This window comes from Gordonia neofelifaecis NRRL B-59395 (assembly GCF_000192435.1).
In the GTDB taxonomy this organism is placed as follows: domain Bacteria; phylum Actinomycetota; class Actinomycetes; order Mycobacteriales; family Mycobacteriaceae; genus Gordonia; species Gordonia neofelifaecis.
In genome coordinates this window covers 23942-50075 of the sequence record NZ_AEUD01000003.1, presented here as the reverse complement: position 1 = coordinate 50075, position 26134 = coordinate 23942, and the positions used below count along the sequence as shown (strand labels likewise).

Genomic DNA, 26134 nt, shown 5'->3' with positions numbered 1-26134 from the left:
CGGTATGGTGCTCCCATGAGTTCGTGGCTTCTGCGTGGCGCCGTGATGTCGATTGTGCACATCGCCGCCCGAATCATTCTCGGTGTCGTCGTCATCACTGCACCTCTGTCCTCACCGCTCGGCCGGTGGCTGGCCATCATCGCGGTGATCCTGGTCGCCGTGATCTGGGGTGGTTTCGACGGAATCCGGGACGCTCGCGCGCACCCCGATCCCGACGACTACGAGGATCTCACGATGCGCTGGCTGAAGGCCGGTCTGGTCGCGGCGGTCGTCTCCTGCCTGGTCTGCTGGATCCTCGGCACCCTGTGGCTCAACGGCATCGGTCAGGCGTCCTTCTGGATCGAGATGACCGCGGGCGTCTCGTTCATCACGCTGATCGTGTACCTGCCCGCCTTCTTCGGCGTGAGCCTGGGACGATTCTTCGTCCGCCGCGACCAGCGTAAGGCCGAACTCGCCGCAGAAGAGGCCGCCGAGGCGCAGACCGAACAGCTCCAGGCCACCGCCTGACTGCACGAACCACTGACACGGCTCGGGCCGGGAACCGCACAGGTTCCCGGCCCGATTCGTGTGTCCGGCGTTCGGGTACAGCAGGGTTCGGCTACAGCATGATCGGGGCGCCCCCGGGCTTGCCGCCCGAGGCGACCGCCGAATAGGCGGCGGCGATCAGCGACGGATCCGGTGCCTCGAGGCGGCCCGGCTTCGCGAGTCCGTCGAGCACCACGAAGCGGAGCATGCCCGAACGGTTCTTCTTGTCGCCGGCCATCGTCTTGAGGAGTTCGCCGAGCGCGTCCTCGTCGTAGGTCGTCGGCAGGCCGACGAGTTCGAGGATCCGTCGATGCCGGTCCGCGGTCTCGTCGTCGAGGCGACCGGCGAGCCGGCCGAGTTCCGCCGCGAACACCATGCCCACCGAGATCGCCGCTCCGTGACGCCACTTGTAGCGCTCCCGGCGCTCGATCGCGTGTCCGAGGGTGTGACCGTAGTTGAGGATCTCGCGCAGCGACGACTCCTTCAGGTCCGCCGACACGACATCCGCCTTGACCTGGACCGATCGACGGATCAGCTCCGGCAGCACTGCGCCCTTGGGGTCGAGCGCTGCTGCGGGATCGGCCTCGATCATGTCGAGGATCACCGGATCGGCGATGAACCCGGTCTTGATGACCTCCGCGAGGCCCGCGACGACCTCGTTGTGCGGCACGGTCTCCAGGGTGGCGAGATCGATCAGCACGGCGTCGGGCTCATGGAACGAGCCGACCAGGTTCTTTCCCGCGTCGGTGTTGATCCCCGTCTTGCCGCCGACGGCGGCGTCGACCATCGCCAGCAGCGTGGTCGGAACGTGGATCACCCCGACGCCCCGCATCCAAGTGGCCGCGGCGAATCCGGCGAGGTCGGTCGCCGCGCCACCGCCGAGGCTGATCACCTTGTCGTTCCGCATCATGCCGATGCGCCCGAACACCTCCCAGCAGAACGAGGCGACCGACAGGTCCTTGCCCTCTTCGGCGTCCGGGATCTCGACGCGATGCGCGTCGAACCCGCGTTCGGCGAGGTACTCGCGGATCTGCTCGGCCGTCGCCTTCAGCGTCGGCTGGTAGATGATGGTGATGCGGTCGGCGCCCTGGGCCGCCTCGGCGACGTCGGACAGCAGTCCGCGCCCGATCGTCACCTCGTAGGGGCTGGCGGCTCGGACCGCCACCTTCACCGGTTCAGTCAACCCTGATCACTCCTCTGCCTGTTCAGTGGTTCTTACTGCGTGGTTCGCGGCCGTCTCGCAGGCCGACCCGGACGTCCTCGACGACGGTCGCCGGATCACGATCGGCATCCACCACCACGGTCGCCACCGCGCGATACGTCGGCTCACGCCGAGCCAGCAGTTCGGCGTACCGGGCAGCCGGATCGGCGTCGGCGAGTAGCGGCCGGTCGCTCCCGGCGACTCGCGCGAAACCCGCTGCCGCGGAGATCTGCAGGTACACCACGTCGTGGCCGCTCACCGCGGCCCGGACGGCCTCGGTCATCACCGCTCCCCCGCCCAGCGACACCACGCCGCCGCCCGCGAGCACATCGGCGACGACGGTCGCCTCCACGCGCCGGAACTCCGTCTCCCCGTCGGTAGCGAAGATCTCCGGAATTGTTTTGCCGCAACGCCTCTCGATCTCGGCGTCAGTGTCGATGAACGTCGCGCCGATCGCCTCCGCGAGGGCGCGGCCCACGGTCGACTTGCCCGAGCCCATCGGCCCGACGAGGACGACCGACCGAGCGGTCACGGCTGCGGTCGCGGCGGCCGTGCCTCGATCGAGTCGAGGTAGCCGCGAAGGTTCGCCGCGGTCTCGGCGGCCGAGTCGCCGCCGAACTTCTCCAGCGCCGCCTGAGCGAGCACGAGCGCCACCATCGCCTCGGCCACGACCCCGGCGGCCGGGACCGCGCACACGTCGCTGCGCTGATGGATCGCGGTGGCGGGTTCGCCGGTCGACATGTCGATGGTCGACAGGGCGCGCGGCACCGTGGAGATCGGCTTCATGGCGGCGCGCACGCGGATGCTCTCACCGTTGGTCATGCCGCCCTCCAGGCCGCCCGCACGATTCGTGGAACGCAGCACGCCGTCCGCGCCCGGCACCATCTCGTCGTGGGCCTCGCTGCCGCGTCGGCGGGCCGTTTCGAAGCCGTCGCCGACCTCGACGCCCTTGATGGCCTGAATGCCCATCAGCGCGCCGGCGAGTCGGGCGTCGAGACGCGACTCACCGCTCACATGGGAGCCCAGCCCGATCGGGACGCCGGTGGCGATGACCTCGACGACTCCGCCGAGGGTGTCGCCGTCACGCTTGGCGGCCTCGATCTCGTCGATCATCGACTGCTCGGCATCCTTGCCGAATGCACGCACCGGGCTGGCGTCGATCGCCTCGAGATCGCGGTAGGCGGGGGTGGGACCGGTGTACGGCTCACTCGCGCCGATCGAGATGACGTGCGAGACGATCTCGATGCCGAACACCTGGCGCAGGAAGTTGCGGGCCACGGTACCCGCGGTGACGCGCGCAGCGGTCTCGCGGGCGCTCGCCCGCTCCAGGACCGGACGGGCGTCGTCGAAGCCGTACTTGAGCATGCCCGAGTAGTCGGCGTGGCCCGGACGGGGACGGGTCAGCGCCGCATTGCGCGCACTGCCCTCGAGCTCGTCGGCGTCGACGGGATCGGCCGACATGACCTGCTCCCACTTGGGCCACTCGGTGTTCCCGATCTCCACGGCCACAGGGCCGCCCATGGTGAGTCCGTGGCGGACGCCGCCGACCATGGTCACCTGGTCGGCCTCGAACTTCATTCGGGCACCGCGGCCGTAGCCCAGTCGACGACGAGCCAACTGCTCGGCGATATCGGACGAGGTGATCTCCACTCCGGCGACCATGCCCTCGACAAGGGCCACCAGGGCCGGGCCATGGGATTCTCCGGCAGTTATCCAGCGCAACACAATGAGCAATTCTTCCAGAAGCGCGAAGCGATGGCACAGTCAGGACCTCGTCGCGGCATCAGCCGTACCTCAGCACCGTCATCAGGGCCGTCGCGGCCGCCAGCGCCGGACCGTGCGGCAGCGTCCGCCGTCGTGCGACGGCGCACGCGACCAACGACGCCACCGCCGCTGCGGCCACCAGGAACGCGGCCGACGCCGGATCGGACACGAGCGCACCGCAGGGCGCCGCAAGCTTGACGTCGCCGCCACCGCAGTTCCGCGCGAGGAACGCGATCAGATACGGAGCCGTGGCGGTCACGACGGCGAGGACGACTCGCGTGTCGGCGAGCGCCGCACCCGCCGCCGGCACGACCGCCGGGATCACGAGCGTATTCGGGATCCGGCCGGTGCGCGCATCGACGACGGCCACGATCGCCAGCCAGGAGACGGCCGGCCACGGCATGAACGGGAGCCATTGCATGCAGCGAGCGTCCCCCGACGACGCACCCGGAGACCAGAGCGCCGTCCACAGGCGCAGGCGTGGCCCGCGTGACTACAGGCCGACCGCCGCGGCCATCGCCGCCTTCGGCGCCTGGCGGCCGGTGAACTGCTCCACCTGGCTGTACGCCTGGTTCAGCAGCATCACGAGTCCGCCGACCACCGTGCCGCCCGCCGCCGAGACCGCTGCGGCGAGCGGAGTGGGCCACGGGTCGTAGATGACGTCGACCAGTCGCCCGGTGCCGATCACCGCGGGGATCAGCGATTCCGCGGCCGGCGCGGGAACCGTCGAGACGGTCACATCAGCCTCCGCACAGGCCGACCGCAGCACCGCGTCCGCGTCGAACCCGATCACCCGGGCCGACATCCCCAGCTTCTCGGCGAGTTCGAGGACGCCGGCGGCCCGCTCCGCGCTGCGCGCGACCACCGACACCTCGTCGACGCCCGCCTCGGCGAGCGCCGCGACCGTCGGCAGGGCCGTGCCACCCGCCCCGATCACCACCGCGCGTGCCGCGGTGGCGGGCACTCCGGCGGCGGCCAGCGCTCCGGTCATGCCGTCCACGTCCGTGCAGTCGGCGCGCCAGCCGTCGGCGGTCCGCACCAGGGTGTTCGCCGAACCGATGAGCTCCGCTCGGCGCGTGCGCTCATCGGCGAACGCGAGGGCGGCGAGCTTACCGGGCATCGTCACCGAGAACCCGACCCACTCCGGGCCCGAACCACCCACCCGCGCGGCCAACTCGTCGGCGCCGGTGTCGATCGCGTCGTACGTCCAGCCGTCCAGCCCGAGCGCGGCATACGCGGCTCGATGCACGGCGGGTGACTTCGAATGCGTCACCGGCGATCCCAGGACCGCGGCCTTGCGCGGACCGATCCCCCGCGCCGCGCCGTCCGTCATGCGCATCCGGTGGTCAGCAGCTTGTTGTCGCAGGCCACCTGACGGTTCTTCTTATGCTGGTCGAAGGTCTTGGCGAACAGCGTCGTGCCGTCCTTGTCGACGGTCACGAAGTACAGCCAGTCACCCTGCGCGGGATTCATCGTCGCGTGCAGCGCCCGCTCGCCGACCGCGCCGATCGGGGTGATCGGCAGGCCATCGTGCTGGTAGGTGTTCCAGGCGTTCTCGTCCTTGTACGCGTCACCGAAGACGTCGATGTTCGTGACCCTCGCCGTGTAGTTCGCGGTCGAGTCCATCTCCAGGCGCTGATCGGCCTTGAGCCGGTTCAGGATCACGCGGGAGACCTTCGGGAAGTCCTCGTCCTTGCGGGCCTCACGTTCGACGATCGACGCCGTGACCAGCGTCTGATACGGCGTCAATCCGGTGTTGTTGTCCGACTCCAGGCCCCATGCGGTGAAGCGCTTGTCCGAGTTCGTGATCAGCGTGCGCAGCAGTTCGACGGCGTTCATCCGCGGATCGAGGTCCTCCCACGCGCCCGACGCGATGAGTCCTTCGATGCGGCGGTGATCCTGGCCGAGCCGATTGAACGCCTCCAGTGCCCACGACGGGATCCCGAGTTCGCTCGCGCTGGCCGTCGAGGCGGCCTTCACCAGGTCCTCGACGCTCACGCCGTACGTGCGGTCGTCGGTCTTCACCGTCGTCGCATCGGAGATGCGCTGGAAGATGCCGGGCGTCGTCTTGCCGTCGACGCCCTCCTTGGTGTCGAGCTGCAGCCCCTCGGGAACGACCATGAATCCGACGCGATTGCTGCTGCCCTGCATCTTCTCGACGGCGGCCTGCGCCGAGATCCCCTTCGGCAGGTTGTAGAAGCCCGCGGCGACCGTGTCGTTGCCCGTGGCGTTGACGAAGGCCTTCCGGCTGCCGACGACGCCCGCATCGGTGAGGGTGTCACCGATGTCCCGAACGGTCGCGTCACTCTGCACCTCGACCAACGCGGAACCGTGGCCGGTGGTGCTGCTGTAGTCGGTACTCGAATCGAAGACGCCGAGCGCCTTCAGCGCGAAGCCCGCCAACACCAGGATCAGCACCAGCAGGATCGCGACGATGCTGACGATGACCTTGCGGTTGCGCTTACGCGCGGGCATCGGGCGATCGGCGATGTCGTCGTCGATCGGCGAATAGTCGACGGCGGGGTGGTCCTCGACGTCGATCTCGGGCGCAGCACCGGCCGCGGGCACATACACCGGATCGGCGCGGCCGGCCGGCTCATAGGCGGGCGTCTCGTACGCGGGCGCGGGCGCCTCGTACCGAGCGTGCGCCCCGGTCGTCTCCCCCGCATGCTCGGTCCACGTCGGAGCCTGCGCGACCGGCTCGTCGTGCGTCGCGTCGAGGATGTCGAAGAGTCCGGTCGGCTCCGACTGCGGCGGCGGAGGCGGCGGCTCCTGAAGATGCCGCGCGGGCGGATTCACGATGGTCGGCGGATCGTAGGACCGCGGCGAGGTCCGGGGCTCGGTGAAGCTCAGGCCCTCGACCTCCGTCGGCCGGTACTGCACCTGAAAATACGGAGACGGCTCACCGGCCGGCGGTTCTGGTGTCCGGTACTCGATGGTTGGGTCCGGCAGCGAATCACCGACCCGGACGATCGGAATGCTCCCTGTCGTCGTCGGATCGCCGGGTGCGCGCCGGCGTCGATGCCGGTTCCCCGACTGACCGGAACCCATCGACTCCGCGAAGTACCTGCGCCGGTCGCCGTCGGACGGCTGTCGTCCGCCGGGTCCGTCACTGCGCGGGTCGTCGTGGTCAGACACTTGAGAGAATCCTCCTCATCGGCTGGCGGCTCATCGTTGGGCGTCGAGCCATCCCTGAAGGATAGCCACAGCCGCAGCCTGATCTATGACGGCACGCGCGTCTTTGGCCTTCACTCCAGACGCTCGCAGCGCGGTCGTCGCCGTGACTGTGGTGAGTCTCTCGTCGTAGAACTCGATCGAGACGCCCTCGGCCTCGGAAGCCAGCTGTCTGCCGAAGTACCGAGCGGCGCGGACCGCCGGCCCCTCCTCGCCGCGCAGCGTGCGCGGGAGGCCGATCACCACACCGACGGCGTCGTACTCGGTGATGAGATCGACGATCCTGGCGACGTCCGCGCCGTCCTTACTGCGTCGCACCGTTTCGACCGGGGTCGCCAGGATCCCGTCGGGATCGCAGACCGCGACCCCGACTCGAACGCTTCCGACGTCGATGGCGATACGACGACCGCGAGGCTCGATCACCGGCCGCCGACGACCTCGCGCAGTCGGACCAGCGCCGCATCGATGCCCGCGGCGTCGGTTCCCGAACCCTGCGCCAGGTCCGGCTTGCCGCCGCCCCGACCCGCGACGATCGGCGCGACCTCCTTCACCAGGTCACCGGCCTTGATACCCGAGCCCCGCGCCGCATCGGTGGTGCCGATCGCGAACGGGACCTTGCCGTCGACGGCGGAGAACAGTGCGACGACCGCATTGCGGTCCGCGATACGTCCGCGCAGATCGGTCACCAGACCGCGAAGACCGTTCGCGTCGACGCCGTCGGCCACCCGCGCGGCGACGACGAGCGTGTCGCCGACGGTGGCACCCTCGTCGATCAGCCCAGACACGGCGGCACGAGCCTGCTCGGCGCGCAACGACTCGACGGCCTTCTCCGCCTCCTTGAGCTTGAGGACGAGCTGCTCCACCCGGTCCGGTACCTCCTCGGAGGGCACCTTCAGGGACGCCGCGAGGCCTGCCATCAACGCGCGCTCGCGCGAGAGGTAGCGGAACGAGTCCATGCCGACATACGCCTCGACGCGACGCGTGCCCGAACCTACGGACGACTCGCCGATGACGGTGATCGGACCGATCTGCGCCGAGCTGGCGACGTGCGTGCCGCCGCACAGCTCCATCGAGAACGGGCCGCCGATCTCCACCACTCGGACACGGTCACCGTAGTTCTCGCCGAACAGCGCCATCGCACCCATCGACTTCGCCTTCGCGAGATCGGTCTCGAAGGTGTTGACCGCGAAGTTCGACTCGACCGCCTGATTCGCGATCTGCTCGATCTCGTCACGCTGCGCATCGGTGAGACCGGTGCCCGCATGGAAGTCGAACCGCAGGTAGCCCGGGCGGTTGAGCGAACCCGCCTGCGTCGCAGTCGGTCCGAGCACCTGGCGGAGGGCGGCGTGCACCATGTGCGTGCCCGAATGGCCCTGCGTCGCGCCGTGCCGCCAGCCGGCGTCCACCGACGCGAGCACCTCGTCGCCCTCGACGATCTCGCCCTCGTCGACGACCACCTTGTGCAGCCAGACCTTCTTACCGACCTTCTGCACATCCTTGACCGCCAGACGCACACCGTCACCGGTGGTGATGGTTCCGCGGTCGGCCATCTGACCGCCGGCCTCCGCATACAGCGGGCTGCGGTCGAGGATCAGCTCGAGCTCGGTACCCGGCGCCGCCGATCGCACGCGCTGACCGCCGGCCACGAGTCCGAGGACCCGTGCCTCCGACACCAGCTCGTCGAAGCCGGTGAACTCGGTGGCGCCGCGGTCGAGGAACTCGCGGTAGACCGAATGATCGGCGTGCGAGGACTTCCGCGCACTTGCATCGGCCTTCGCGCGGGCGCGCTGCTCGCCCATCAGCTCCTTGAAGCCGTCACGATCGACCTCGAGACCCGCTTCGGCCGCCATCTCCAAGGTCAGGTCGATCGGGAAACCGTACGTGTCGTGCAGGGTGAACGCGTCGGTGCCGCTGATCGACGAGCTGCCCGCCTTCTTGGTGGCGTCGGCCGCCTCCGAGAACAGCTTCGACCCCGCGGCCAGGGTGCGCGCGAAGGTGGTCTCCTCCGCCACCGCCACCGAGACGATGTGCGTGCGCTGCTGCTCCAACTCCGGATACGACGGACTCATCACGTCGATCACCTCGGAGATGATCCGCTCCATCGTCGGGTTCGCGGCGCCCCGACCATCGGGCCCGCTCACTTCGTTCCCGGCGCCCAGCAACCGAATGGACCGCACGATGCGACGCAACAGCCGACGCAGCACGTAGCCGCGACCGTCGTTCGCCGGAACCACACCGTCACCGATGAGCATCGCCGCGGTGCGCGCGTGGTCGGCGATCACGCGGAACCGGACGTCGTCCTCGTGGTTGCCCGCACCGTATGCGCGACCGGTCAGTTCGGCGGCGAGATCGATGATCGGCTTCATCAAGTCGGTCTCGTACACGTTGTCGACGCCCTGAAGCAGACAGGCCACGCGCTCGATGCCCATGCCGGTGTCGATGTTCTTCTTCGGCAACGGACCGAGGATCTCGTAGTCGTCCTTGCTGGTGCCCTCGCCGCGCTCGTTCTGCATGAACACGAGGTTCCAGATCTCGATATACCGGTCCTCGTCGGCCTCCGGACCGCCTTCGACGCCGTACTCCGGGCCTCGGTCGTAGAAGATCTCCGAGCACGGACCGCAGGGGCCGGGAACGCCCATCGACCAGTAGTTGTCGGCCATTCCGCGGCGCTGAATCCGTTCCGCCGGAACGCCGATCTCGTCGCGCCAGATGCTCTCGGCCTCGTCGTCGTCCAGGTACACGGTCGGCCACAGTTTGGTCGGATCGATGCCGTAGCCGCCGTCCTCGACCGAATCCGTCAGCAGCTTCCACGCGAACGTGATGGCCTCACGCTTGAAGTAGTCGCCGAACGAGAAGTTGCCCGCCATCTGGAAGAAGGTGTTGTGACGGGTGGTGATGCCGACTTCCTCGATGTCCAGCGTGCGAACGCACTTCTGGACGCTGGTGGCGCGGTCGTACGGCGGCGTCTGGTCGCCGAGGAAGTACGGCTTGAAGGGCACCATGCCTGCGTTGACGAACAGCAGATTCGGATCGTCGAGAATCAGCGAGGCGCTCGGCACCTCGGTGTGTCCGGCCCGGATGAAGTGATCCAGGAAGCGCTTCCGGATTTCATGCGTCTGCACTGCGGCGGTGTCCTTCGTAGAAGTCGGGCATAAGAATCAACAGTCGAGTTTACGCCTCACCGGCGTGTCACCTGCGCGAGCGTCCCCGGGACGTGAGTCCGCGCACGATCGAACGCAGCCGACCGACCCGCGGCGCCAGCTCGCGCTCGAAGCCATGGTCCGTCGGCTCGTAGTAGTCGACGCCGACCAACTCGTCCGGCGCGTACTGCTGAGCGAGGACGCCGTCCGGGTCGTCGTGCGGAAATCGGTAGCCCACGGCGTTCCCCAGCTTCTTCGCACCCGCGTAGTGCCCGTCGCGCAGATGCGCCGGGACGTTACCCGCCTTGCCCGCGGCGACATCGGTCATCGCCTTGCCGAGAGCCGAGGTGACCGCTCCTGACTTCGGTGCCGTGGCCAAGTGAATCGTCGCCTGTGAGAGCGCCAGCTGGGCCTCCGGCATGCCGACCATCTGCACCACCTGCGCCGCCGCGACGGCGGTCTGCAGCGCCATCGGATCGGCCATGCCGATGTCCTCGCTCGCATGGATCATCAACCGCCGCGCGATGAACCGCGGATCCTCGCCCGCACTGATCATCCGCGCCAGATAGTGCAGTGCGGCGTCGACGTCCGAGCCGCGAATGGACTTGATGAATGCGCTGGTCACGTCGTAGTGCTGGTCGCCGTCGCGGTCGTAGCGGACCGCGGCACGATCGATCGCGGCCTCGACGTCGGCCACCTCGATCACGCCGCCGGCCTCGGTCGCGTCGGCACTGGCCTCCAGTGCGGTCAGCGCGCGGCGGGCGTCGCCTCCCGCCACCGCCACCAGATGCCGTGCGGCCTCGTCCGACAGACTCACGGCACCGTTCAGTCCGCGGGGATCAATGACGGCCCGCCGCAGGACCGCCTCGACGTCCTCCTCGGTCAGGGACCGCAATTGGAGCACGAGCGACCGCGACAGCAGCGGCGCCACCACCGAGAACGACGGATTCTCCGTGGTCGCGGCGACGAGCAGCACGATCCGATTCTCGACCGCGTCGAGAAGTGCATCCTGCTGGGTCTTCGAGAACCGATGGACCTCGTCGATGAACAGCACGGTCTGCTGCCCCTGGGCCAGGCGCCGTCGCGCGACGTCGATCACCGCGCGCACTTCCTTGACGCCCGCCGACAACGCCGACAACGCCTCGAACCGACCGCCGGTCGCCTGACTGATGAGCGACGCCATCGTCGTCTTACCGGTGCCCGGCGGACCGTACAGCAGAACCGAGGCCGCACCGGACCCGGCGATCAGCCGCCGCAGCGGGGACCGATCACCGAGCAGATGCTGCTGACCGACGATCTCGTCGAGCGACGACGGACGCATCCGCACCGCGAGCGGCGGCGCGGGCTTGCCGTCCACGCTCGCCGCATCCGACACGGACTCGCCGTCGGCCGCGAACAAACCGTCGGTCACCGAGAATCAACCCCCGCAGGCACCGGATCACCCGAACCAGTAGATGCGCAGGGCCTCCTGCATGCGGTCCGCCGCCTCGATGAACGCGCCGCCCACCTCGTACGCCTCACCGGCGTCGGCGAGGTCGGCCCACCGGGACAGCACCACCCGGGCGTCCGTCGTGTGCAGCGCCCAGTCGTGGTCGCTCGAATCGCCGCGGATCAGCCAGTACGTCGACAGCCACACCCAGAGCGCCCGCGCGGCGAAGATCTGCTGGGCCAGTCCGCGATCGCTGATCGAGGGCCACAGCGGATTCACCTCGCCCCGCCATGCGTCGCCCAGCGCCGTCTCGAGGTCGGGGCGTTCGCCCAGCACGTCCACCGACAACCGCGCCGGGAACGTGGCCAGGGCATACGCGACATCGAGCGTCGCGTCCCGGAACTCGCCCCATTCGTAGTCCATGAACTGGACGCCGTCGCCGTTGAGCAGGATGTTCTCCGGCCCGACGTCCGCCGGGCTGAACGCCCGGAAGTCGCCCTCGTCGAACAGCTCGAGGCTGCTCGTCAGCAACTCGCGCGAGCCGTCCGGGAGCTCGACGTCGATCCGGCTGAGGATCTCGTCGTAGGCGGCGACCGAGGCGGCGGCCTCCTCGCCGATCCCGCCGTCCGACGCGGTGATCCGGGAAGCCTTGGCGCCGCGGTCCTTTCCGCTGACGCGGAGCAGAACGCGGAAGTCGTCCTCACCGCCGAGCGTGGCCGCGTGCATCCGGCCGAGTGCCTGGCCCCACGCGCTGACACCGCGCTTCACCTCGTCGGCATCGGTGGAGCCGAGCAGTTCGACCATCGACCGCCCGTGCCCGAGATCGGTCAGGACCAGCACCCTGGCCTCCAGCTCGGAGGCCAACAGCTGCGGCCCCGGTCGCGACTGGGTGGGCAGCGCGGTGGCGTAGCGGTACGACGCGATCTCGCGCAGCACCTGGGACGCCGGCGTGTGCTCGTCGAATGCCTTGACGACGACGGTTCGGTCCAGCGACACCGGATTGTCCAGGACGCGCGCCCGGATGACGGTGGAGCGGCCGGTGCCGCCGAGGTCCTCCGGCCCGTCGAGCTGCACCGAAGTGCCCGCCCGCTTCGCCAGCACACCCTCGGCGGCCTCGAGAACTGACGTGATCCGATCGTCAGCGATTACGGTCATGATGTTCCTCAGGCTTCGGACGCCTTCGCGTCCGCGGCCTTCGCATCGGCGGGCTTCTCGCCCGGCTTCTGCGGCTTCGCGTCGATTCCGGTCTCCTTGCGCTGTTCCGCGGTGATCGGCGCCGGTGCGTCGGTCAGCGGATCGATGCCGCCGCCCGACTTCGGGAACGCGATGACCTCGCGGATCGACGGCTCGCCCGCCAGCAGCGCGGTGATGCGGTCCCAGCCGAAGGCGATGCCGCCGTGCGGCGGGGCGCCGTACGAGAAGGCGTCGAGCAGGAAGCCGAACTTCTCCTGCGCGTCCTCCTCACCGATGCCCATGATCTTGAACACGCGTTCCTGGACGTCGCGACGATGGATACGGATGGATCCGCCACCGATCTCGTTGCCGTTGCAGACGATGTCGTACGCGTACGCCAAGGCCTCACCCGGGTTCGACTCGAGCTTGTCCAGCGACTCCGGCTTCGGCGAGGTGAACGCGTGGTGCACCGCGGTCCAGGCACCCGAGCCCACCGCGACGTCGCCCGCGGCGGTCGCATCGTCGGCGGGCTCGAACAGGGGCGCGTCGACGACCCAGGTGAACGCCCAGTCGCCTTCCTTGATGAGGCCCAGCTTGTTCGCGATCTCGCCGCGCGCCGCGCCGAGCAGTGCGCGCATCGCCTTGACGGGACCGGCGGCGAAGAAGATGCAGTCGCCCGGCTGCGCGCCGACGTGGGCGGCGATGCCGTCGCGCTCCGCGTCGGAGATGTTCTTGGCGACGGGGCCGGTGAGCGTGCCGTCCTCCTGGACCAGCACGTACGCCAGACCGCGAGCTCCACGCTGCTTCGCCCACTCCTGCCACGCGTCGAGCTGGCGACGCGGCTGCGATGCTCCACCCGGCATCACGACGGCACCGACATACGGTGCCTGGAACACGCGGAACGGCGAGTCGGCGAAGAACTCCGTGCATTCCACCAGTTCGATGTCGAAGCGCAGGTCGGGCTTGTCGCTGCCGAATCGGCGCATCGCATCGGCGTAGGTCATGCGCGGGATCGGGGTGGTGAGCTCCACGCCGATCAGCTTCCACAGCGCGACGAGGATCTCCTCGGCGAGCGCGATCACGTCGTCCTCGTCGACGAAGCTCATCTCGATGTCCAACTGGGTGAACTCGGGCTGACGATCGGCGCGGAAGTCCTCGTCGCGGTAGCAGCGCGCGATCTGGTAGTACCGCTCCATGCCCGCCACCATCAGCAGCTGCTTGAACAGCTGCGGGCTCTGCGGCAGCGCATAGAACGAGCCCGGCTGCAGACGCGCGGGCACCAGGAAGTCGCGGGCGCCCTCGGGCGTCGACTTGGTCAGCGTCGGAGTCTCGATTTCGACGAAGTCGTGCGATCCCAGCACGCTGCGTGCGGCGGCGCTGACCTGTGACCTCAGCCGGATCGCCTTCGCCGGGCCCTCACGGCGCAGATCGAGGTATCGGTGACGCAGGCGCGCCTCTTCACCGGGCTGCTCGTCGAGCTGGAACGGCAGCGGCGCCGACTCGTTCAGCACCACCAGTTCACGGGCGTTGATCTCGATCTCGCCGGAGGCGAGCGCAGCGTTCTCGCTGCCCTCGGGGCGCGCCTCGACCTGCCCTGTGACCTGGACGCAGTACTCCGCGCGCAGACGGTGAGCGGCCTCGGCGACCTGCTCGTCGCGGAACACCACCTGCACCAGACCGGACGAGTCCCGGAGATCGATGAACACGACCCCACCGTGGTCGCGCCGACGCGCCACCCATCCGACGACGGTGACGGTCTGCGAGGCGTCCTCACGACGCAACGATCCGGCGAAATGAGTGCGGAGCACTGGGTTCCTTCCTTCTGCGCAGCACAAAGCTGCCAGGTTTCAAGCTGTTCCCGCCGATTCTACGGATCCCCACTGACAAAGCGACAGTCGCCCGGTGTCCGCGGCTAGTCTGAGCACATGACTTTTCAGGGGGGCGGCTCGCTCGACACAAGCGGGGTCTCGGCAGGCGGCTCCGGCGGCGGGGGCGGCTTCGGCGGCGGCAGGATCGCGTTGGGCGGCGGGGTGGGGTTGATCGTCACCATCGTCGCGCTGCTCTTCGGGCTCAACCCCGGCGACATCCTCGGCGGCGATTCATCGAGCCAGCAGGCCGCACCCGGCGCACCCGGATCCGGAGGCAACGCGGCACTGCAGCAGCGGATCGACGCCTGCACGACCACCGAGTCGGCGAACACCGACGACGTCTGCCGCATCGTCGCGACGACGAACAGTCTCAACAAGGTGTGGTCGAAGCAGATGAACGGCTACACGCAGCCCGCGACCACGATCTTCAGCGGCAGCATCCGCACCGGATGCGGCGCCGCGTCGTCGGCCATGGGCCCGTTCTACTGCCCCGCCGACCAGACGGCGTACTTCGATCCGTCGTTCTTCGCCGACCTCAAGCGGATGGGCGGCTCGGACGGCCCGCTCGCCCAGGAGTATGTGGTGGCCCACGAGTTCGGCCACCACGTCGAGAACCTGACCGGCGTCCTCGCGAAGGGCCAGCGCATGGGCAATGCGGGCTCGGTGCGGATCGAACTGCAGGCCGACTGCCTGGCCGGCGTGTGGGCGTACCACGCAGACAAGGGACCGGACGCGATGCTCGAGCCCCTGACTCAGGAGCAGATCCAATCGGTCATCACGACCGCGAAGGCGATCGGCGACGACACCATCCAGGGATCCCGCTCGAATCCCGAGAGCTGGACACACGGCTCGGCCGACCAGCGCGTGCGCTGGTTCCAGATCGGCTACAACGGCGGCGATCCACGCCGCTGCGACACGTTCTCGACGAACGATCTGTAGACAGCCCGCCGGCACGCTGCCGGCGACAGCCGCTCCCCGAACCTGCAGCCGCGGATGTCCGGACGTCCGCGGATGCAGGTTCGGGGAGCGGGTCCTGCGTTATGCGGTCGCCAGCGCGGCGACCACCGTCGGCACGACCTCGTCGAGGCTCACCTTCCGCTGCTCGCCGTTCGACAGGTCCTTGAGTTCGATCGTCCGCTCCTCGAGTTCGCGGTCGCCGAGGACCAGTGCCAGTCGCGCACCGGAACGGTCCGCGGCCTTCATCGCACCCTTGAGTCCGCGGTCGCCGTACGCCAGGTCGACGCTGACGCCCGCGGCGCGCAGCTGCGCTGCGACAGCGACCAATTCGCTCTTCGCCGCCACGCCGAGTGGAACGCCGAAGACCTGGACGCGCCCCTCGCCTGCGACGGACACGCCTTCGGCCTCCAGTGCGAGAACCGTGCGGTCGACGCCGATCCCGAAACCGATGCCCGAGAGCTCCTGCTTGCCGCCGATCTGCCGCATGAGGCCGTCGTACCGGCCGCCGCCGCCGATTCCCGACTGCGCGCCGAGACCGTCGTGAACGAACTCGAAGGTCGTCTTGGTGTAGTAGTCCAGCCCGCGCACCAGTCGCGGGTTGATCACGTAGTCGACGCCGAGCCGGTCGAGGTGGCTGCGGACCTGCTCGAAGTGATCGCGTGCGGACTCGCTGAGGTGATCGAGCATCAGCGGGGCGTTCACCGTCGCCTCCTTGATCTCCGGACGCTTGTCGTCGAGCACGCGGAGCGGATTGATCTCCGCCCTGGCACGCGTCGCGTCATCGAGGTCGAGACCGAAGAGGAACTGCTGCAACGCCTCCCGATACTGGGGCCGGCAGGTGTCGTCGCCCAGCGAGGTGAGTTCGAGCCGGTAGCCGGAGAGTCCGAGACGCTTGTATCCCTCGTCCGCCACCGCGATCACCTCGGCGTCGAGGGCCGGGTCGTCTACGCCGATGGCCTCGATGCCGACCTGCTGCAGCTGCCGGTAGCGTCCCGCCTGGGGCCGCTCGTAGCGGAAGAACGGACCCGCGTAACAGAGCTTCACCGGAAGCTGCCCGCGGTCGAGTCCATGCTGGATGACCGCGCGCATGACGCCCGCGGTGCCCTCCGGGCGGAGAGTCACCGATCGCCCACCGCGGTCGGCGAAGGTGTACATCTCCTTGCTCACGACATCGGTCGACTCGCCGACGCCGCGCGCGAACAGCGCGGTGTCCTCGAAGATCGGCAGCTCGATGTGCCCGTAGCCCGCACGATGCGCCGCTCCGGTCAGCGCGTTCCGTACCGCGAGGAAGTCGGCCGAGGCCGGTGGGAAGTAGTCCGGGATGCCTTTCGGCGCCGCAAATTCTCCACTCACAGTCCGAAACGTCCTTTCTTGTTCGCGTCGGGGAGGTCGAGCAGGAACGGGTTGGACGCCCGCTCGGCGCCGATCGTGGTCTGAGGTCCGTGACCCGGGAGGATCACGAGGTCGTCGTCGCGGCCCATCAGCTTGGCCGCGATCGAGTCGAGCAGTTGCTGGTGACTGCCGCCGGGCAGGTCGGTGCGCCCGATCGATCCATTGAACAGCACGTCGCCGGAGAAGCAGACCTCCGCCGCGTCCGGCGACAGCAGCACGCTGCCGCGCGAGTGTCCCGGCGCGTGGTCGACCGCCCACCGGATCCCCGCCGCGTCGACGTCCTCGCCGTCGACGAACTCGATCACCTTCTCGGGCTCGACGAACGTCATGTCGCCGATCATCGATGACAGCGCGCTGCCCAGGCCCATGCCCGGGTCGGTGAGCATCGGCCGGTCGTCGGCGTGGATGTAGACCGGAATCGAGAACTCATCGGCGAGCTCGGTGGCATTCCACGTGTGATCGAGGTGGCCGTGGGTGAGGAAGACGGCGACCGGTGTCAGGTCGTACTCAGCGAGTGCCTCGCGGACGCGCGGGGCCGCGTCCTGTCCGGGATCGATGATCACGGCGTCGCTGCCGCGGTCTTCGGCCACCAGATAGCAGTTTGTCTGGAACATGCCAGCGGGGAACCCGGCGATCAGCACGGTGGTGCACCTCCTCGTCAGCGTCCGGCGGTCTGCCTGGACGACACGTCGGGCACTATTGTCTCATCGGTCCCGATGAACGCTGCGATAGCATGGGGCCCGCTGTACTGACAGTGTCCCGTTCCACACGCCGCGGCCGCGCCGCCGACACCGGGCCGTGCGACTAGCAGCAGTCGCTCGATCGACGGCTCCGCCCCCCCCCCCCCCGCCGTAAGCTGGAAGAACGGCTCGAGAGCGAACGTCTCGCCGCTCGCCGGCGACGGATCACGATCATCTCCGTGTGCAGTGTCGTCGTCCTCGCGGCCGTCGCCGTGGGCGGCTACTTCTACTACAAGCACTGGGACGACGAGCGGCACACCGAGTGCACCTACACCAAGGCCGACGACAACTGGGACAAGACCCTGAAGTCCGTCGAGGAGCAGGTCCCAGGTGATGTCGCTCGGGCGTCCCCAGTCGCAGTCCATGGCACGGAGTGTCGAGTGTGCGCTCGACCTGCTGGAGTTCATGCGCGAGGGCAGTAAGAAAGCACGCACCTCCCCCATGCCGCCGAGCCGGACGCTCAACACCGGAACCGTCGGCTGGACCCTGAACACGAACCTCGGCGACGTGCCCATCACGCTCGACCGCTCCGAGGCTCCGTGCAACGTCAATGCGATCGTCTCGCTGTCGGACAATCACTACTACGACGGCACCGACTGCCATCGCCTCGCGCAGAGCGACCAGCTGCACATCCTGCAGTGCGGCGATCCGACTCGAACCGGTGCGGGATCCCCGGGCTGGAGCAGCCCCGACGAGAATCCCACCGATCTCAAGGAGGGCGAGATCAGCCCTCAGATGCTGCAGATGGGCATGACTCCTCCGGTCATCTATCCCCGCGGGACGGTGGCGATCGCCAATCGCAACGATGAGCAGTCCGGCGTCGCGAACACCGGCAGCGCCCAGTTCTTCATCGTGACCAAGGACACTCAGCTCTCTCCGACGCTCGCCGTGGTCGGCACCGTCGACGACGCCGGCATGAAGATCGTCGACAAGGTGGTCGCGGGCGGCATCGATCCGGGCCCGATCGGCACCGACACCAACGGCTTCCCGAAGACCCCGATGGTCATCGAGACCACCTCGATCGACGAGTAGCCCGAGCGCGAAATCCACTCCGAGCGCATCGAGATCCGGCCACAGTGCCGATCTCGATGCGCTTCGTCGCATCGAGACCCCGGCACCCGACCTACCCGTCCCCCTCAGCGCACGTCGTGGACACATAGTCCACCAACAGCCGTCACGGGGACGCTTAGGTCACGAGACCGATCTCGATGCGCTCCGTCGCTTCGCTCCTCCACTTACTCGATCGCCCTGAAGGAGGCGCCGACGGACTCATCGGGGGCCACTCGACCACCTGAAGAACGCGCCGCCCCGAACCGATAGGGTCACCCTGAAGAAATGCCGCACCGAATCTAAGGGTCACTCGCGCACCCGGAAGACACTCCCGCACCGAGTCAAAGGGCACCCGATTCCTGCCCAGGCCGGTCGAGTAAGCCGAGGAACGAAGTGACGAGGCGCATGGAGACCAGACGCCTCAGGCGGCGGAGGTCACCCGGTACACGTCGTAGACGCCTTCCACATTGCGGACCACGTTCAGGACGTGACCGAGGTGCTTGGGGTCGCCCATCTCGAAGGTGAACTTGCTGACCGCGACACGATCGCGGTTGGTGGTCAGCGAGGCCGACAGGATGTTGACCCGCTCGTCGGCGAGCACCCGGGTCACATCGGAGAGCAGCCGGTGACGGTCCAGCGCCTCCACCTGGATCGCGACCAGGAACACCGACGAAGGGTTCGGCGCCCAGCTCACCTGGATGAGCCGCTCGGGCTGGCCGCGGAGGTCGTCGGCGTTGGTGCAGTCCGCGCGATGAACGCTCACTCCGCCGCCGCGGGTGACGAACCCGAGGATCTCGTCGCCCGGCACCGGAGTGCAGCACTTCGCGAGTTTGACCAGGACGTTGTCGATACCCTCGACCACCACACCGCTGTCGCCGCTCTGCCTGCGCCGGGTCGTCGACGACGGCGTCGCCCGGTTCGCGATCTCCTCCTCAGCGGCGTCCACCCCGCCGAGCATCGCGACGAGGCGATGCACCACGCGCCCGGCCGGGACGTGATTCTCACCGACCGCGGTGTAGAGGGCGTCGACGTCCGCGAAGCCGAACTCCTTCGCAAGGGCGTTGACCGACTCACCCGACAGCAGCCGATGCACCGGGAGTCCGCCGCGGCGGACCTCCTTGATGATCGCCTCCTTGCCCGCCTCGAGCGCCTCCTCGCGACGCTCCTTGGCGAACCACTGCCGAATCTTGGCCTTCGCGCGCGGCGAGACGACGAAGTTCTGCCAGTCCTTGCTCGGACCGGCGTTCTCCGCCTTCGACGTGAAGACCTCGACGACCTCACCGTTCTCCAGGGCACGCTCCAGCGCGACGAGCCTGCCGTTCACGCGGGCACCGATGCAGCGATGCCCCACCTCGGTGTGCACCGCATAGGCGAAGTCGATCGGCGTCGATCCCGCGGGCAGCGTGATCACGTCGCCCTTCGGCGTGAAGACGAAGATCTCCTTGACGGCGAGGTCGTACCGCAGCGACTCCAGGAACTCGCCGGGGTCGGCCGCTTCTCGCTGCCAGTCCAGCAGCTGCCGCATCCACGCCATGTCGTCCACTTCGGCGACATCGGTCGCCTTGCGGCCCTTACCTTTTCGGCCCTCCTTGTACCGCCAGTGCGCCGCGATGCCGAACTCGGCCGTCCGGTGCATCTCGAACGTCCGGATCTGCACCTCCAGCGGCTTGCCCTCCGGTCCGATCACCGTGGTGTGCAGCGACTGGTACACGCCGAAACTCGGCTGTGCGATGTAGTCCTTGAATCGGCCCGCCATCGGCTGCCACAGCGAGTGCACGACGCCGATCGCCGCATAGCAGTCACGCACCTCGTCGCAGAGGATGCGCATCCCGACGAGGTCGTGGATGTCGTCGAAGTCCTTACCCTTGACGATCATCTTCTGATAGATCGACCAGTAGTGCTTCGGCCGCCCCTCGACGGTCGCGGTGATCCGCGACGCACCGAGTGCGGTGTTCAGGTCCGACCGCACGCGGGCCAGGTACGTGTCGCGGCTGGGCGCCCGATCGGCGACGAGCCGGACGATCTCCTCGTACTTCTTCGGGTGCAGGATCGCGAACGCGAGGTCCTCCAGCTCCCATTTGACGGTCGCCATGCCGAGCCGGTGCGCGAGCGGCGCGATGACCTCGAGTGTCTCGCGAGCCTTACGCGCCTGCTTCTCCGGCGGCAGGAAACGCATGGTGCGCATGTTGTGGAGCCGGTCGGCGACCTTGATCACCAGCACGCGCGGGTCGCGCGCCATCGCGATGATCATCTTGCGAATGGTCTCGGCCTCCGCGGCACTGCCCAGTGCCACCTTGTCGAGCTTGGTGACGCCGTCGACGAGATGCGCGACCTCGGTGCCGAAGTCCGCCTCCAACTGGTCCAGCGAGTAGCCGGTGTCCTCGACCGTGTCGTGCAGCAACGCGGCGACCAGCGTCGTCGTATCCATCCCGAGGTCGGCCAGAATGGTCGCGACCGCGAGCGGATGGGTGATGTAGGGGTCGCCGGACTTCCGGAACTGGCCGGAGTGATGCTCCTCGGCGACGGAGTACGCCTGCTGCAGCACGGCGACGTCGGCCTTCGGATACACCTCGCGGTGCAGGGTGACGAGCGGCTCCAGGACCGGCGCCACGCCACTGCGCGGCGGTGCCGTCATCCGGCGGGCCAAGCGCGCACGCACGCGGCGCGAACTCAGCGGAGAACCGTCGTCCGGGCGCTTGGTATCGGGATCGCTCATAACGCGATGGTACTCAGCCCAGACAGAGGTTATGCACGCGAACGCCAGGTCCGGCGCCCGCCGAGATCATGGCCCGCCCCGGGAAGCCCGCGAGCTCCATGATCACCGCGATCGTGTCGACTCTCGCGCCCGCCTGCTCGAGCAGACGCGTCGCCGCAACCACCGTCCCGCCGGTTGCGAGAACGTCGTCGATCACCGCCACCCGTCGACCCGCCAGGTCGATGCCGTCGGCCGGGATCTCCAGTCGCGCGGTCCCGTACTCGAGTTGGTAGTCGACGCCGATCACCGGCGGCGGCAGCTTTCCGCCCTTCCGCACCGCCACCAGCCCGGTCCCGAGCTGTCGGGCCACCGCACCTCCGAGGAGGAAGCCGCGCGCGTCGATTCCGGCCACCAGTTCGGCGCCGGCACAGGCGTGCGCGAGTGCGTCGACGACGGCGGCCAGTCCGTCGGCATCGGCCAGCACCGGCGTCAGGTCCTTGAACTCGACTCCCGGCGAGGGAAAGTCGGGCACCAGTCGGGCGTGCTCATCGATCGCGGCCCGGGCGCGGGCCAAGCGCACGTCCGCGCCGTCGTCGATCGTCACCCCGAGACTCCCCAGCGGTCCATGTTCCAGCCCGTTCCCGAGACGCCGAGCCCGGGCACCACGTGCGTCACCAACGACGACTCGCGCGCCCGCACCGTGCCGTACAGCGGGATGGTCGGAAGCTCATCCCAGGCGACCGTCTCGATGGTGCGCAGGAGCGGAAGCCGAGCGCTGTCGCTGCGTGTGGCGGCCAGTGCGGTGATCGCCTCGCTGACCTGGGCGTTCCGGAACTTCGACAGATTGAGCGGGTCGCCACCGTACAGGGCGAATGCCTCCGGGAATCCCGAAGCCGTGCTCGACGCCGCGAAGCTCCCGTCGGACAGCAGCAGCGCGTCGACGTCCGTGCCGAGGGAGTTCACCGACAGTTCGGGCGACGAGACGTCCTCGATGGTGAAACCGGCGGGGGTACAGGCATCGGAGATCATCTTGACGACGTCGGCGTTCTCCGGCGACTTCGCCAGATACCCGATGCGCACGGTGGGCTTCGCCCGGCGCCCGGTGTCGCTGACCGCCCGCTGCGACAGCAGGTCCTTGGCACGCGGCACATCCGAACGCGGGTACCTGCGCCCGTACTGAACGTTCAACGACGGACCGAGCGGGTCGGACGGCGACGCGGTCCGCAGGTTCCACACGATGCCGTTCGCACCGTATCGGCGGGCGAGGGAGTCGCGCGGCATGCAGGAGGCCAGAGCCTTGCGAACGAGCGGGTCGGCGGCGACTCCCCTGCCCTCGAACACGAGTTGGGTGACCGAGAGCGGTGCCGTTTCGCGGAGAGTCGACCGGTCGACGGGGGTGGTCGCAGACGCCCGTCCCGACACTCGATCGCCGAGCGCCAGGTCTGCCGTGTCGATCACGGTCGCCTTGGATCCGTCCAGCGCGGTGTCGCCGTCGGTGCCGCGCGGCCAGACCGTGATCGTGTCGGACGTGGGCCGGGCGCCCCACCACTTGTCGTTCTCGATCAGCTTGAGACCGCCGTCGACCGAGTACGACTCGACCCGGTACGGTCCCGCCGACACGAACGTCTTCTCGTCGATCGCCGCCCCGGGCAACATGTCGAACGCGGTGTTCCAGGCCTTGACGATCTTGGCGATCGCCGCCTTGTCGCCGGAGCGGATCGGATCGACTACGTTCGGGACGCCCGCCAGCCGTGCGACGACGTGCGCAGGCAGCAACGTGCCCGCGCCGAACAGTTCGTTCCACTGCCCGTACTCGCGGCCCTTGGCGAAGGCGACCGTGGCCGAGGACTCCCCGGGGCGGCAGTCGACGCTCGCGATGTCGCGGTAGCCGGCATTGGTGGCCGCCGCGAAGCCCGGCGTCGTCCCGCTCATCGCGGTGGCCGCGAGGAACAGATCGTCGCAGGTGAGCTTGGTGCCGTCGGAGTAGACGGCGGCCGGATTGAAGTCGTAGCGCAGCGTGAGGCCGCCGCCCGGCTGCGGAGTCACCGTGCCGATGTCACGGTCGGCGATGATCTGTCCGTCCGGACCGACGATGTTGAAGCCGGGCAGCACCCGCGAGAGCGCCATCAGCGCGCCGTCCGCGTGTCCGTCGACGGTGTTCACGTTGTAGGACGACACGCGGGCGTCGACGAGATAGTCGACGTCGGATCGGTCGTCGCCGCCGCACGCCACGAGAAGGCCACCCGCGGCCGCACCCACCGCGAGCAACGCTGCGGCACGGCGCAGCCGCGGGCGGATCATGCGGAGACCCGCTCTCGGCGTGCGAGGACCTTCGCCGTGTGGCGTTTGATGTCGGTGGTCCGCTCCTTCATCGTCACCAGCAGCGGCGAGGCGAGGAAGACCGACGAGTAGGTGCCGACGATCACGCCGACCAGCTGGATCAGTGCCAGATCCTTCAAGGTGCCGACACCGAGCATCCACACGGCGACGACCATCAGCGCGATGATCGGCAGGATCGAGATCACCGTCGTGTTGATCGAGCGCATCAGCGTCTGGTTCACGGCGAGGTTGGTCTGCTCGGCGTAGGTTCGGCGGGTCGTCGCCAGCACCGATCTGGTGTTCTCCTCGACCTTGTCGAAGACGACCACCGTGTCGTACACGGAGAAGCCCAGGATCGTCAGCAGGCCGATCACCGTGGCGGGCGTCATCTCCCATCCGACGAGCGAATAGATGCCCGCGGTCACCACGAGGTCGAAGATGAGCGAGGCCATCGCGGCGATCGACATCTCCTTGTCGAATCTGATCGCGATGTAGATGAAGGCCACCACCAGGAACACGGCGAGGGCGATCAGCATCTTGCGCGTGATCTCCTTGCCCCAGGTGGAACTGACGTCGGACACACTCACGTCCGCCGAGGTGACCTCAGGCTTGAACGCCTCGCCGAGCGCGTGTGTGAGCTGACCCCCCTCCTGGACTGTCAGCGTCTCGGTGCGCACCTGGATCGTCGCCGAGTTGCCGCTGCCCGCCTGCTGGACGGACTGCGGGTCCTTGCCCAGCGTGTCGCTGAAGACCTTCGAGACCTCGCTGGTCGTGACGTCCCCGCGCGCGGGCAACGACACCTGCGTGCCGCCTTCGAAGTCGATGCCGAACGTGAACCCGCGAATGGCGATCGACAGGATGCAGATCACCATCATCACGCCCGAGATCACGTACCACATACGACGGCGCCTGCCGACGACGTCGAACGCGCCGGTGCCGGAGTACAGACGGGAGAAGAACGACTGGTTCTTCGCCGCGACGTAATCGGCGTCGGCCCACTCTGCGGGCTTCTTGTCTGCGGACTGCTGGTCTGAGGTCGTCGTGTCCGACGTCTTCTTGTCGCTCACCGGGACTCCCCCTCTGCTGCGTCGGCGTCTGATCCGCCGGCCTCTGCTCCGGACGTACGCGCCGCGACCGCAGCCTTGCGCCGTTCCCGAGCCACCTCCGACACTGCGCCGAGCCCGTTGACGGACGGCCGTGACAGGAACTTGTTACGGCTCGCCAGAACCACCAGCGGATGGGTGACCAGGAAGACGATGACGATGTCGATCAGCGTGGTCAGACCCAGCGTGAACGCGAAGCCGCGGACCGCGCCGACCGCGAGCATGTAGATGATCGCGGCACAGATGAAACTGACCGCATTGCCCGTCCAGACCGTCCGGCGTGCACTCTGCCAGCCGCGCGAGACGGCCGAACGCACGGTTCTGCCCTCCCGCATCTCATCCTTGATGCGCTCGAAGTACACGACGAACGAGTCGGCCGTCATGCCGATGCCGATGATCAGACCGGCGATGCCCGCGAGGTCGAGCGTGAAGCCGATCCAGCGACCGAGCAGCACGATGATGCCGTAGACCATGGCGCCCGCCAGGATCAGCGACAGCACCGAGATGAAGCCCATCGCTCGGTAGTAGATCAGCGAGTAGATCAGGACCAGGATCAGGCCGACGAGACCCGCGATCAGGCCGGCCTGCAGCGAGTGCAGGCCGAGCGTCGCCGAGACGGTCTGCGCGTCCGACACCGCGAACGACAGCGGGAGCGAGCCGTACTTGAGGGCGTTGGCCAACTGATCGGCCTCATCCTGCGTGAAGCTGCCGCTGATCTCGGTGGTGCCGATGATCTGCTGATTGATCGACGGCGCGCTCAGTACCCGCGTATCGAGTGTGACCGCGGTCTGGGTGCCGACGTGCTTGCCGGTGTACTCGGCCCAGGTCTTCTTTCCGTCGCCCTTGAAGTCGACGTTGACCGTCCACGCGCCCGTCTGGTTCTGTCCCGCCTTCGCGTTGGCGATGTCCCGGCCGTCGATCAGCATCGGCTCCAGGAGATAGACCATCCCGTCCTTCTCGCCGCACGCGACGAGGTACTCGTTGGGTCGATCGTGGCCGACGAGGGGATCGTTCGCCGACGCCGAACAGTCGAGCTTGCCCATCTCGGCGCGAAGCCGGTCGAGGGTCGCCTTGTCGGCATTCGCGGGCGCCTGTCGAAGCGCACGCTGCTCGTCGATGGCCGCCGTCTGCTCGTCCGGAGTCATGTCCGCGACCTTCTTGGCGTTCGGGTCCGGCTTCTGCGGCGTGGCCGGCGCTTGCTCGACGACCGGGCGGATGTAGAGCCGGGCCGTCTGTCCCAACGCCCGCGCCTGCTTGCCGTCGTCGCCGGGCACCGTGATGACGATGGTGTTGCCGTTGACGACGACTTCCGAGCCGCCGACGCCGAGACCGTTGACACGCTGGTCGATGATCTGGCGGGCCTGATCGAGCTGGTCCGCCGACGGCGCCCTGCCGTCGTCGGTGCGCGCCGTCAGAACGACGCGGGTGCCACCCTGGAGATCGATGCCGAGCTTGGGGGTAGGACTACCGCCGCCGGTGAAGAACACCAGCGCATAGATGATGCCGAGGACGACGAAGAAGACCGTGAGCGGCTTCCACGGCGCGACCTCGGGCCGCAGCTTGGTGCCGGCGGCGCGTGAATTGGGCTTAGTCACGTGGGCCGT

22 protein-coding genes are annotated in these 26134 nt (G+C 68.4%); 3 read left to right on the top strand and 19 right to left on the bottom strand.

The genetic code is table 11. From position 1 onward, the window contains the following. Window positions 1–15 precede the first annotated feature (15 nt). Complete coding sequence (locus SCNU_RS04335) at window positions 16–507, top strand: B-4DMT family transporter (RefSeq protein WP_009678140.1); 492 nt, start codon at window positions 16–18, stop codon at window positions 505–507. 91 nt (window positions 508–598) lie between these two features. Here SCNU_RS04335 and aroB read toward each other — a convergent pair whose 3' ends face one another. From aroB to aspS, 11 genes are all read right to left on the bottom strand, one after another. Then, window positions 599–1708, bottom strand: a complete 1110-nt coding sequence (gene aroB, locus SCNU_RS04330; protein ID WP_009678139.1) for a 3-dehydroquinate synthase — start codon at window positions 1706–1708, stop codon at window positions 599–601. A gap of 22 nt (window positions 1709–1730) precedes the next feature. Then, window positions 1731–2258 carry a shikimate kinase gene (locus SCNU_RS04325; protein ID WP_009678138.1) on the bottom strand — a complete coding sequence of 176 codons (528 nt, stop codon included), beginning with the start codon at window positions 2256–2258 and terminating at the stop codon, window positions 1731–1733. Continuing rightward, complete coding sequence (gene aroC / locus SCNU_RS04320) at window positions 2255–3469, bottom strand: chorismate synthase (protein ID WP_040517625.1); 1215 nt, start codon at window positions 3467–3469, stop codon at window positions 2255–2257. Before aroC ends, SCNU_RS04325 begins: the two co-directional genes overlap by 4 nt. A 40-nt stretch (window positions 3470–3509) precedes the next feature. After that, entirely contained in the window at window positions 3510–3911 is a 402-nt protein-coding gene (locus SCNU_RS04315) for an A24 family peptidase (RefSeq protein WP_009678136.1), read from the bottom strand. A 72-nt stretch (window positions 3912–3983) separates the two neighbouring features. Then, window positions 3984–4829 carry a shikimate dehydrogenase gene (locus SCNU_RS04310; protein ID WP_009678135.1) on the bottom strand — a complete coding sequence of 282 codons (846 nt, stop codon included), beginning with the start codon at window positions 4827–4829 and terminating at the stop codon, window positions 3984–3986. After that, window positions 4820–6628 carry an endolytic transglycosylase MltG gene (locus SCNU_RS04305; RefSeq protein WP_009678134.1) on the bottom strand — a complete coding sequence of 603 codons (1809 nt, stop codon included), beginning with the start codon at window positions 6626–6628 and terminating at the stop codon, window positions 4820–4822. Before SCNU_RS04305 ends, SCNU_RS04310 begins: the two co-directional genes overlap by 10 nt. Before the next feature lie 30 nt (window positions 6629–6658). Then, window positions 6659–7087 carry a Holliday junction resolvase RuvX gene (ruvX, locus tag SCNU_RS04300; protein ID WP_009678133.1) on the bottom strand — a complete coding sequence of 143 codons (429 nt, stop codon included), beginning with the start codon at window positions 7085–7087 and terminating at the stop codon, window positions 6659–6661. After that, window positions 7084–9786 (bottom strand): alanine--tRNA ligase, encoded by a 2703-nt coding sequence (alaS, locus tag SCNU_RS04295; protein WP_009678132.1) that lies wholly within the window; start codon window positions 9784–9786, stop codon window positions 7084–7086. The genes ruvX and alaS overlap by 4 nt, the downstream gene beginning before the upstream one ends. A 67-nt stretch (window positions 9787–9853) precedes the next feature. After that, window positions 9854–11215: a replication-associated recombination protein A gene (locus tag SCNU_RS04290; RefSeq protein WP_009678131.1), complete on the bottom strand. Its 1362-nt coding sequence runs from the start codon at window positions 11213–11215 to the stop codon at window positions 9854–9856. 27 nt (window positions 11216–11242) lie between these two features. After that, on the bottom strand, window positions 11243–12388 hold the full coding sequence (locus SCNU_RS04285; RefSeq protein ID WP_009678130.1) for a phosphotransferase: 1146 nt from the start codon (window positions 12386–12388) through the stop codon (window positions 11243–11245). 8 nt (window positions 12389–12396) lie between these two features. Continuing rightward, window positions 12397–14214, bottom strand: a complete 1818-nt coding sequence (gene aspS, locus SCNU_RS04280; RefSeq protein WP_009678129.1) for an aspartate--tRNA ligase — start codon at window positions 14212–14214, stop codon at window positions 12397–12399. A gap of 117 nt (window positions 14215–14331) precedes the next feature. Between aspS and ypfJ the strand changes: the two genes are divergently transcribed. Next, window positions 14332–15213, top strand: a complete 882-nt coding sequence (gene ypfJ, locus SCNU_RS04275; protein ID WP_040517621.1) for a KPN_02809 family neutral zinc metallopeptidase — start codon at window positions 14332–14334, stop codon at window positions 15211–15213. A 99-nt stretch (window positions 15214–15312) separates the two neighbouring features. Here ypfJ and hisS read toward each other — a convergent pair whose 3' ends face one another. The 3 genes from hisS to SCNU_RS20745 are packed head-to-tail and all read right to left on the bottom strand — an operon-like array spanning window position 15313 to window position 17728. Continuing rightward, a complete protein-coding gene (gene hisS, locus SCNU_RS04270) occupies window positions 15313–16584 on the bottom strand; it encodes a histidine--tRNA ligase (RefSeq protein ID WP_009678127.1) in 1272 nt (423 codons plus the stop codon). Next, on the bottom strand, window positions 16581–17264 hold the full coding sequence (locus SCNU_RS04265) for an MBL fold metallo-hydrolase (RefSeq protein ID WP_009678126.1): 684 nt from the start codon (window positions 17262–17264) through the stop codon (window positions 16581–16583). The genes hisS and SCNU_RS04265 overlap by 4 nt, the downstream gene beginning before the upstream one ends. A gap of 17 nt (window positions 17265–17281) precedes the next feature. Then, complete coding sequence (locus tag SCNU_RS20745) at window positions 17282–17728, bottom strand: hypothetical protein (RefSeq protein ID WP_009678125.1); 447 nt, start codon at window positions 17726–17728, stop codon at window positions 17282–17284. Between SCNU_RS20745 and SCNU_RS04260 the strand changes: the two genes are divergently transcribed. Beyond that, a complete protein-coding gene (locus tag SCNU_RS04260) occupies window positions 17727–18395 on the top strand; it encodes a peptidylprolyl isomerase (RefSeq protein WP_009678124.1) in 669 nt (222 codons plus the stop codon). The two genes, SCNU_RS20745 and SCNU_RS04260, sit on opposite strands and share 2 nt — an antisense overlap. A 439-nt stretch (window positions 18396–18834) precedes the next feature. Here SCNU_RS04260 and SCNU_RS04255 read toward each other — a convergent pair whose 3' ends face one another. The 5 genes from SCNU_RS04255 to secD are packed head-to-tail and all read right to left on the bottom strand — an operon-like array spanning window position 18835 to window position 26125. After that, window positions 18835–21129, bottom strand: a complete 2295-nt coding sequence (locus tag SCNU_RS04255; RefSeq protein WP_040517619.1) for a RelA/SpoT family protein — start codon at window positions 21127–21129, stop codon at window positions 18835–18837. Window positions 21130–21142: 13 nt separating this feature from the next. Further along, window positions 21143–21712, bottom strand: coding sequence for an adenine phosphoribosyltransferase (locus tag SCNU_RS04250; protein ID WP_009678122.1), 570 nt, complete (start codon window positions 21710–21712; stop codon window positions 21143–21145). Further along, window positions 21709–23409 carry an ABC transporter substrate-binding protein gene (locus tag SCNU_RS04245; RefSeq protein WP_009678121.1) on the bottom strand — a complete coding sequence of 567 codons (1701 nt, stop codon included), beginning with the start codon at window positions 23407–23409 and terminating at the stop codon, window positions 21709–21711. The genes SCNU_RS04250 and SCNU_RS04245 overlap by 4 nt, the downstream gene beginning before the upstream one ends. Further along, window positions 23406–24494, bottom strand: a complete 1089-nt coding sequence (gene secF / locus SCNU_RS04240; RefSeq protein WP_009678120.1) for a protein translocase subunit SecF — start codon at window positions 24492–24494, stop codon at window positions 23406–23408. The genes SCNU_RS04245 and secF overlap by 4 nt, the downstream gene beginning before the upstream one ends. Further along, a complete protein-coding gene (secD, locus tag SCNU_RS04235; RefSeq protein ID WP_009678119.1) occupies window positions 24491–26125 on the bottom strand; it encodes a protein translocase subunit SecD in 1635 nt (544 codons plus the stop codon). The genes secF and secD overlap by 4 nt, the downstream gene beginning before the upstream one ends. Window positions 26126–26134 lie beyond the last annotated feature (9 nt).